Source organism: Neisseria sicca VK64, assembly GCF_000260655.1.
GTDB lineage: Bacteria > Pseudomonadota > Gammaproteobacteria > Burkholderiales > Neisseriaceae > Neisseria > Neisseria sicca_B.
In genome coordinates this window covers 1-9,586 of the sequence record NZ_AJMT01000125.1, presented here as the reverse complement: position 1 = coordinate 9,586, position 9,586 = coordinate 1, and the positions used below count along the sequence as shown (strand labels likewise).

Genomic DNA, 9,586 nt, shown 5'->3' with positions numbered 1-9,586 from the left:
TCTTGTACTTCTGCCTTTTGAGCCGAAGCATCAAAAATATTCCCGCCCTGCGCCAAACTTCTTAAAATCGGGAATAAGGTATCGAATTTAACCGGCTTAGCCAAATACGGCGTTGTAACAGATGGCTCTTGCGAACAAAACATCGCAACAGGAATATCAGGGTATTTGATTTTGAGCGTTTTCCACGTTTCAACACCCTCAGCAGTATCAGTATCTACCAATACTAAATCTGGTATTTCATCTGAATCTGAGTCAAGAATCTGATAGTTCGTCGTATTGTGCATTTTAAAGGCCATACGGAAAACGGCTTCTTGCTGCTCGCTCATATCGCGCAGCATAATCCGTATGGTTTTGATTTTAGGTAACAGATTATCCATCATGGTACTCTCTAATTATTTTATTTTTTTGAATGTTGATTTACATGTTGCAGCAAACGGCTCATTGCCAATACCACTTCTTCCGGAAGGCTGACAACGCGTTCACGCAATAAGCGCAAGAATTGTTCCAGACGTGCCCAGTCCTCTACTCTTTCGTAAAGATCGAACAGCATCACATACAATTGAGATTCTTGCGGGTACTGTAAAACAGCTTGTTCCAAAGTACCTATGGCCAAATCCAACTGACCGTACATTAGTAAAGATTCAACTTCTTTCAGTGCTTCATCTGCAGGAGAGGCGTTGACGCTAATGATAGAAGAATCTTTTTGTACCAGTTCGCGATATTTAGCTTTCATTTGAAGAGAAGTAGGTCGGATATAACCCCTTTCCAAACCAATTTCTCTGATTTTATTTTCGTTAGGTCCTTTCTCCAAATCATCAAATACTTCATGATAACCAAGGCTATATCCCCAACCCAGCATGCGTTCTTTCACTTGGCGGCCATACTGACCCAATGAGTGGTACAACTTCCACAAGTGTTTAGCAAACTGACTGATTTCTTCATGCTGATAGTCAAGTTTTAATGCATCGATGATAAGGCTTGCCGGCTTAGAAGAGCTTTGAATGGCACGGTTATATTGTTGAACAGCAGTTTCATAACCTACTTTGTCTTTCAAGATTTTGGCACTTTGTTCAGGTTTAACAAATCCGATAACGGCTCCCATTTCTTCCGGAGTAATATCGGTAAACTCTTTCTTGCCCAATACGATAGCAGCGCGTTTGGAAACGCCAGGGGCGTGATTAGCGCCTGCATTGTCATTAGTCATCGCAGGAGCGGATGTCGAAGCCTCTTCCAAATCAGGTTGCTCTCCGATTTGGCGCTCGATTTCCTGCATGCTCCATCCCAAACGGTTTTCTGCCAATACGCGTAACGGCAAATGCGTCTGATCGGACATCAAGCCGGCTTTAACGTACTCAGCCAGACTTTCTTCAGACAAGACGGAGCCATGACGCTCCAAGGCGTCTGTCAGCATATCGATATTACCAACGCGCAGACTCAGCCCGACAAGCTCATGTACTAATTTTTCAGGAGCTCCATCGTTTAGGCCATTCAAATAGCCCGCCAAAGATTCGGCAGCCTTACTCTCATAACCAAATTGCTTATATACTTGATATTCCGTCAGCGGGTCGACTTCTTGTGCAGACACAGACGTAGTTGAACCGGCAGAACTACTGCCTCCCCATTCCCAATCTTGTTGATCCGGATCGGAAACGGATTGATTGACCTGATCAACCCAATCTGGACTTCCCCCTTCAATACTTTCTTGATTTGGGTGATGGTTTTTTTTGGATGATGCTTTAGCTGCTTTTGTCGTCTTTTTAGTTTTAGCTGTGCCGTTCTGTTTATAAAAAATAAACAGCAGCACCATAAACAAAAGCACTAGCAATATGATTAAAAGTGGATTTTTCAAGAACACCTCCCGATACTGTGGTGCGGCAAATAAAACTACATATATTCGATGTCCGGCATTTATGGAAACAGCCGAATCATCTATTCCCCAATTGAATTATGATAACATGATTCAACCAATAATTACATTAAAAACCATTTGTCAGACACTCCCACTATCGGATTTACAACTCAAACACGCCGATGGATTCGACATGAGAAGTTTGTGCAAACATATTCATAATGCCTGCAGATTTGAAGTTGTAACCCTTATTTACCAATACTTCCGCGTCGCGTGCAAAGGTTGAAGGATTACATGAAACATATACGATTTTTTTCGGCAGGTATGGCGTATGTAGCGATTTGACAACAGCATAAGCACCACTCCTGGGCGGATCGAGCAACATTTTGTCGAATACCCCCCATGAGGCTACCGTCTGCTCATCTGTCTCAAACAAATCTGCCACCTCAAACGACACATATTTTACACAACTGTTTCGAAGAGCGTTTTGCTTGGCACGCAAAACAAGGGAATCCAATCCTTCAATACCCGTTACTGACGCACCGCTCTTTGCCATAGGAAGGCTGAAATTGCCCAACCCGCAAAACAAATCTGCCACCCTGTCATTAGGCTGTATATCCAACAAGCGCAAAGCCCTGCTGATCATTACGGCATTCAAGTCCGCATTAATCTGCGTAAAATCACCCGGCTGATAAGGCATTTCCACAGAAAATTCAGGCAAACCGTATTTCAATTCGGGCAAATCTTTAGGGTACAGTGCAGTTGACGGCTCGCGCCCATATTGAAACCAAATCTGCCAAACTTGCTTTACCCCACCTGATATCTTATCAAACCATGCCTCAATTTGCTTCAAAGAGTAGCCAGACGGTTTTTTTATGAAACAAATGTTCAAAACAACCAATGCACGGCTATTAAAAAACTCTACAAATCGGACTGACTCCCCGCCATCAGACAGTGTTTGCAACAACAATTTCACCATAGGTAAAACATCTGAAATATGTTTAGGCAACACCTGACATGTTTCAATATCGACCACTTCATTCGTTTTTTTCGCCTGAAAACCCATTTTCAGACGACCCTTCTTACCGACTGAGACACTCAACCGCGCCCTATCCCGATAATGCCAAGCCGAACCATAAATAGGCGGAAGAATCTGTTCCGGTTTGACTCTGCCGATACGTTCGAGCTGTTCTTCCAGAATACGTTGCTTCAATGCAACTTGAGCGGTTGGAGACACATGTTGCAACGAGCAACCGCCACATGTCTCATAATAACCACACGCAGGCCGGACCCGTTCAACCGACTCTTTTAATACTTCTACTGTCTCTGCTTCGCTGAACTGTTTCTTCTCCCTCAGCACCCGAAACGACACTTTCTCAGTAGGCAGCGCACCTTTAATAAAGACAGTTTTGCCATGTACTCTGGCAACGCCGCGCCCCTCATAATCCAAAGAAAAAACATCAGCCACGCCGTCAAAACATTTCGTATCAGCCATCACTTATCCACTCGACACCCGGTTTATCTTTTCAGACGACCCCAATCCATGCCTGCCGCTCAAACCGGCAAGCAACCGAAAGGGCATATTTTCGCACAAAAAAATACAGATTCAGGTATGATTTCCCAAAATCTTCTTTTCATTTATTACAAGTATTACGACACATGAAAAAAACCATTTTCGGCCTGACCGCTGCCTTCTTCGTTACCGCCGCCTCAGCCAACACACCCATCCCGGACGTCTCTCCCGTTTCCGAAGGTCAGCACGTCGTCATCAATATTCCGCAACAACGCTTATTCTTATATACAGACGGCAAACTGACCAAAATCTACCCTGTCGCCGTCGGCAAGGCCATGACCCAAACCACATTGGGCGAACACAAAATCGGCGCAAAAGCCTTCAATCCGACTTGGCACATCCCTAAATCCATCCAAAAAGAACGTGGCGACGGCGTCAAAAGCGTACCAGCAGGCCCTAACAATCCGCTCGGTCCTGTTTTTGTCCGTCTGGGCGATCCCAAACTCGGTTTAGGCATTCATGGCACTAATGCCCCAGCCAGCGTACCGGGCGTCCGCAGTCACGGCTGCGTCCGCATGAAGTCTCCGGATGCACTGGAATTTGCCAAAACAATCGCCTCCGGCGCTCCCGCCTCCGTCATCTACCAAATGGCCAGCCTCAACGAAGATGCCAACCAAAACCTTTGGCTGGCTGCATACCACGACCCATACGGCAAAAAAAATCTGGATACTGCCGTCTTGAAGAAAAGTATTGCCGCTTGGGCAAAAGCACACGGTAAAACCATTAATCCGGCTAAAGTAGACGCTATTTTAAAAAACCGCACCGGTGCTGCCAACTGTCTGACCTGTGCCAAAGGCGTCAAACTCAAAACCCCGTTGAAATCACTCGCCTGGACGAGCGGCTCCAGCGCTTTCAGCAAACCTAAAATTGCGCCTAAGCCTGCTCCGGTCAAAGATGTGGTTCTGCCTAAAGGTACTGAAATCGAAGTCGAAGCTGACGATACACCCGCTTCCGCACCAAACCAAAGCGTTCGTCCTGAAGCAAATCCGGCAAAACTGTACAATGCCCCGGCCAGTACGCCGAGCTATCCGAAATATGACATTCCGGAAGGCAGCGAGCCGACAGGAGTGCTGTTCTAAAAGCAAAGGAATTTTCCGAGTGCAAAGGTCGTCTGAAATTCAGCTCCCTAACAATATAGGAGCCGACAAATTTCAGACGACCTTTTTCATCCAATATCGTTCACATCCTTACAATCAAACTGCCCGCGCTCCCTTTTTTTCCAATAACCGCTTTACCAAACTGAATGCCAACTGCTTTTCAGTATCAGGAAAACAATCCAGCCCGATACACCGCTATTGTATAGTGGATTAAATTTAAATCAGGACAAGGCGACGAAGCCGCAGACAGTACAGATAGTACGGAACCGATTCACTTGGTGTTTCAACACCTTAGAGAATCGTTCTCTTTGAGCTAAGGCGAGGCAACACCGTACTGGTTTACAGTTAATCCACTATAAATTAGCGGCTTTCCGCCCATCGTCAGGGCTTTAGGAAATCACCGCGTTATTAACGCCACGCGGCGACAAACTCATTCCAATGCTGCTTGTCCTGAGCCTGTCCGGTCAGGTAATGCTTCAGCCGTTTGACTTCCACTTCATACTCATCCGCGTCCAAAGCGCCGTTCATCAGGCGGAAGCGTAGGAACATTAAATAAGTGTTTGCCGCATCGGTTTCGCAATAATCGCGGATGTCTTTCAGACGACCTGCGTGGAACGCCTCCCAAACTTTACTGCCGTCCATGCCCAGTTTGCCAGGAAAGCCGCAAAGTTTCGCCATATCGTCCAGCGGTACATTAGCACGCGGTTGGTACAGAGCGAGCAGATCCATCAGGTCGCAATGGCGGTTGTGGTAGCGGCTGATGTAGTTGTTCCACTTGAAATCGCGGCTGTCGCCAAAATCGCCCTCGCCCATATCCCAATAACGCGCCGCTGCAATGCCGTGTATCAGCGCGCGGTAATGCAGGACGGGCAGGTCGAAGCCGCCGCCGTTCCAACTGACCAATTGCGGCGTATGGCTTTCGATAAGGTCGAAAAACTTGGCGATCATTTCCTCTTCGCTGTCGTGCATTTCGCCTATGGTGCCGACGTGTATTTTGTCCTGCCCCCAACGCATACAGCAGGAAATGGCGACTACTTGGTGCAAGTGGTGCTGCATAAAATCAGAGCCGTTTTGGGCGCGGCGTTTCTGCTGGGCGAACAAAACCACCTCTTCATCCGGCAAAGAGGCAGGCAGGTCGTACAACAGGCGGATGCCATTCACATCAGGCACGGTTTCAATATCGAAAGCCAAAATCGGGGTCATGGGCGACTCCTCAAATTCAATCAAAACAGATTAAAACAGACAACAGGATAACGGCATTGTGGCATGTTTCCGCATTTATTGACAGTCAAATCACACCGCCGACCCGCCATTCCATCTGCCTGTACACCTACCCAAAACACCGTCAAAACAGTAAAATCCCCCTTTTATCCCAATTCGAACCATAAGCCATGCTCACCTTCCAACAAATCATCTTCAAACTGCAAACATTCTGGGCAGACAAAGGCTGCACCGTCATCCAACCTTTCGACATGGAAGTCGGCGCCGGTACTTCCCACCCCGCCACCTGCCTGCGCGCGCTCGGCCCAGAGCCTTGGTTTGCCGCCTACGTCCAACCCAGCCGCCGCCCCAAAGACGGCCGCTACGGCGACAATCCCAACCGCCTGCAACACTATTACCAATTCCAAGTCGCCCTCAAACCCGCGCCCGCCAATATCCAAGACCTCTATCTCGATTCCCTGCGCGAATTGGGCATCGACCCCAAAGTCCACGACATCCGTTTCGTTGAAGACGACTGGGAAAACCCCACCCTCGGCGCATGGGGCTTGGGCTGGGAAGTCTGGCTCAACGGCATGGAAGTGACCCAATTCACCTACTTCCAACAAGTCGGCGGCATCGACTGCACCCCCGTACTCGGCGAAATCACCTACGGCATCGAACGCTTGGCGATGTATCTGCAAGGCGTAGAAAACGTCTATGACCTCGTTTGGGCAAAAACGCTCGACGGCAACACCGTCACCTACGGCGACGTGTATCACCAAAACGAAGTCGAACAATCCACCTACAACTTCGAATACAGCGATGCCGACTGGCTGCTGCGCCAATTCAACGACTACGAAGCGCAAGCCAAACGCCTGCTCGCCGAAGAAAACGCCAGCCTCTCCCTGCCCGCCTACGAGCTTGTCCTCAAAGCCGGACACACTTTCAACCTCTTAGACGCACGCGGCGCCATTTCCGTTACCGAACGCGCCACTTACATCGGCCGCATCCGCGCGCTGAGCCGCACCGTAGCGCAGAAATACGTCGAAAGCCGCGAAGCATTGGGCTTTCCTTTAATTAAATCAAAATCCTAATAGGTGTTGATATGTTCCACAAAACGCTTGCCGCCGCCGCATTGTCCCTCATTTTCTCTGCAAATGTTCAGGCTGCCCCTTTATCGTTTCAATCCAAAACCTTGGAAGCCAAATCCTGTGACGGAAAAAACAGTGAAGGCAAACCCCTTTGCCATCAACTTACCGTCAGCTATCCGATTACCGGCGATAAACATTTGGATGACTGGGTCAGGAAAGAAATGGGCGGCAAACTGCCTACACAGAAATCGGTTCAGACGACCTTGATACGCGACAAAGACGTAAAGGAGACCAATAAGGAAAACCAAAAACTCCGCAAAGCCGGTGAGTATCCTTGTGCTTTGGACTATATAGATACGTTGGAACTGGAAGGCTATACGCCCAATTATGCTGTTTTCGGACAAGAAGACTGGGAATACAATTGTGGCCCGCACGGATACGGCGTGCACACGCTGACGGTATTGAAGCGCGGCATTGCCAATCCGAAGCCGCTTAAATTGAACGACATCCTGTTACCCAATCAAGAAGGAAAACTGACACACCTGCTTGAAGAAGCCTATGTCAAATACCTGAAGGAAAATAGTGGTGACACCGAAGAAGAAGCACGTGATTACATTAGTGGATACAATAGTGACAAATTTTCCGCTACGGAAAACTGGCGTTTCGATAAAAACGGCTTGACTTTCCTGTATCAAAGTTACGAAATCGGGGCATATGTTTTAGGCAGACCTGAGTTTACTATCCCCACTAAGGATTTACAGGGAATTGTGAAACCTGAAATCTTGAAGGAAGCGGAGCATTTCATACAACCTAAAAAATAATTAAGGAACCGGTGTAGATTATCTCCCCTTAGCTTCTGACCGATTCAAGTATAGTGGATTAACTTTAAACCAGTACGGCGTTGCCTCGCCTTAGCTCAAAGAGAACGATTCTCTAAGGTGCTGAAGCACCAAGTGAATCGGTTCCGTACTATCTGTACTGTCTGCGGCTTCGTCGCCTTGTCCTGATTTAAATTTAATCCACTATATTTGCAGTTAATCGTCAAAAAAGGTCGTCTGAAAACCTAATTTGGTTTTCAGACGACCTTTTAGCTTTGGCAAATCAAGCCTGACGGTTTATCGTCTGCCACACGCCGTAAGCGTTTATTTGAACCACCTCGACAGCACCGGAATCCGCGACAGCAACACCGTATCCAAGAGCCAAATCACGACGATGGCGGCGATGGCGGTCGGGAACAATACCGCCACGATCAAAAGCGGCACAGCCATTGCCCACCATACCGGCAGCTCGATTTTCTGCGCCGGAGGTACCAGTCCGCCCGCTTTGGACGGGCGGCGTTTCCACCACATCACGCAGCCGCTGACGCAGATGAAGATAACCGCCAGGCAGAACAAGACATTCGCCAGCACGCTCCACCAGCCCAGCGTCCCCATGTGCAGCGCGATGCTGGCCGCCATAAATTTGCCGAAGAAGTTGTAATCGTCGAAACGGATGTCGGCCAGGATTTTGCCGCTGTATTGGTCGATGTGCACCGTGCGGTCGGCGGTCGGGCTGACCATGTCGTAGCTCATCGAATCTTGCGACAGCGTCCACACGCCCGTTTCGCCTTTGGGCAGGTTGAGCTGGTAGCGGCCTTTGAAACCGATTTCGCGGGCGAAGCGGTCAACCGTTTCCAAAGTCATCGGTTCGCTCGGATTGATGCCGTTTTCGCCCTTCGTCGTACCGGAAACAGGCATGGGCGTGAGTTCCAGAATCCACGGTACTTCTTTGGTTTTGCCGTCGTTCAGCACATCGCCGTGGGTCGGCACGACGGATACGGGGTTCGGTTCGACGCCCCATTTGCCGGCGGGGAACTGGCTCCAAGACTGAACGAACTTACCGCCCCAAATGCCCGCCCAAGCAACACCAGACAGGCAGAACAACAATAAAATCAAAGAAACCCAAGTGCCGAATGCGCCGTGCATGCTGCGCCACCACGAGCGTCCTTTGCCCGTTTGCGGCGCAAGCATGGCTTTCAGGCTGCGCTGTTTCGCCCACCACAAATAAATCCCTGTAATCATCATCAAGATAGTCAGCGACGCGGCGGTTTCTATCAGGTAATCGCCCGCCGTGCCGAGCATCATATCGCCGTGGATTCCATCCATCGTGTGATACCAGCCCTCATTGCGCGGCATGGGACTGACGACTTTCGCCGTGTAAGGATCGACGGCGACCATGGTCGCTTTGTCGTCGTTGTTCACGCGGAACACGGCAACCATATCGTCGGCGCGCGGCGCGATATATTGCACCACCGAAGCGGTTTCAGGGTTCACAGACTGCCGCGCCGCTTCCGCCTGCGCCGACAAAGGCTGCACCTGCGCCTGCGGGGTAACGTGTATGCGCTCGCCCTCTTTGCCGGTGATGTTGGCGAATAGAAGCATGCCCAGACCCGTTACGGCAAGCAGGGTCAGAAAGGGCGCGACCAATAGCCCGAAATAAAAATGCCACCGCCACACGGTCAGATAGCGGCGGTTGGCTTGTTGGTCGGGATGGGGAGTAGGTTTGGTTGTGTCCATAAATTCTCTCTTTTGTTTTGAGTGGATGGAGATAAAGCGCCAAGTTCCTGCCTTGCATTTTTATAGTGGATTAACTTTAAACCAGTACGGCGCTGCCTCGCCTTAGCTCAAAGAGAACGATTCTCTAAGGTGCTGAAGCACCAAGTGAATCGGTTCCGTACTATCTGTACTGCCTGCGGCTTCGTCGCCTTGTCCTGATTTAAAGTTAATCCACTATATTC

At 49.1% G+C, this 9,586-nt stretch carries 7 protein-coding genes and 1 pseudogene; 3 read left to right on the top strand and 5 right to left on the bottom strand.

All coding sequences use genetic code 11. From position 1 onward, the window contains the following. From HMPREF1051_RS07580 to rlmD, 3 genes and pseudogenes are all read right to left on the bottom strand, one after another. A pseudogene (locus HMPREF1051_RS07580) lies at positions 1-377 on the bottom strand (response regulator); the annotation flags it as partial. A 20-nt stretch (positions 378-397) separates the two neighbouring features. After that, positions 398-1,855 (bottom strand): hypothetical protein, encoded by a 1,458-nt coding sequence (locus HMPREF1051_RS07575; RefSeq protein WP_036492470.1) that lies wholly within the window; start codon positions 1,853-1,855, stop codon positions 398-400. A gap of 157 nt (positions 1,856-2,012) precedes the next feature. After that, entirely contained in the window at positions 2,013-3,344 is a 1,332-nt protein-coding gene (rlmD, locus tag HMPREF1051_RS07570) for a 23S rRNA (uracil(1939)-C(5))-methyltransferase RlmD (RefSeq protein ID WP_003766632.1), read from the bottom strand. 164 nt (positions 3,345-3,508) lie between these two features. Between rlmD and HMPREF1051_RS07565 the strand changes: the two genes are divergently transcribed. After that, a complete protein-coding gene (locus HMPREF1051_RS07565; RefSeq protein ID WP_003766634.1) occupies positions 3,509-4,501 on the top strand; it encodes a L,D-transpeptidase in 993 nt (330 codons plus the stop codon). A 426-nt stretch (positions 4,502-4,927) separates the two neighbouring features. Here HMPREF1051_RS07565 and HMPREF1051_RS07560 read toward each other — a convergent pair whose 3' ends face one another. After that, positions 4,928-5,722, bottom strand: coding sequence for a 3'-5' exonuclease (locus HMPREF1051_RS07560; RefSeq protein WP_003766638.1), 795 nt, complete (start codon positions 5,720-5,722; stop codon positions 4,928-4,930). A 188-nt stretch (positions 5,723-5,910) separates the two neighbouring features. Here HMPREF1051_RS07560 and glyQ point away from each other — a divergent pair, with 188 nt between their 5' ends. Together glyQ and HMPREF1051_RS07550 are read left to right on the top strand one after the other, a co-directional pair. Beyond that, positions 5,911-6,813 (top strand): glycine--tRNA ligase subunit alpha, encoded by a 903-nt coding sequence (gene glyQ, locus HMPREF1051_RS07555; RefSeq protein ID WP_003766631.1) that lies wholly within the window; start codon positions 5,911-5,913, stop codon positions 6,811-6,813. A gap of 11 nt (positions 6,814-6,824) precedes the next feature. Continuing rightward, positions 6,825-7,631, top strand: coding sequence for an RsiV family protein (locus tag HMPREF1051_RS07550; RefSeq protein ID WP_003766639.1), 807 nt, complete (start codon positions 6,825-6,827; stop codon positions 7,629-7,631). A gap of 321 nt (positions 7,632-7,952) precedes the next feature. Here the strand turns inward: HMPREF1051_RS07550 and HMPREF1051_RS07545 are convergent, their stop codons facing one another. Beyond that, on the bottom strand, positions 7,953-9,365 hold the full coding sequence (locus HMPREF1051_RS07545) for a PepSY-associated TM helix domain-containing protein (protein WP_003766642.1): 1,413 nt from the start codon (positions 9,363-9,365) through the stop codon (positions 7,953-7,955). Between the last annotated feature and the right edge of the window lie 221 nt (positions 9,366-9,586).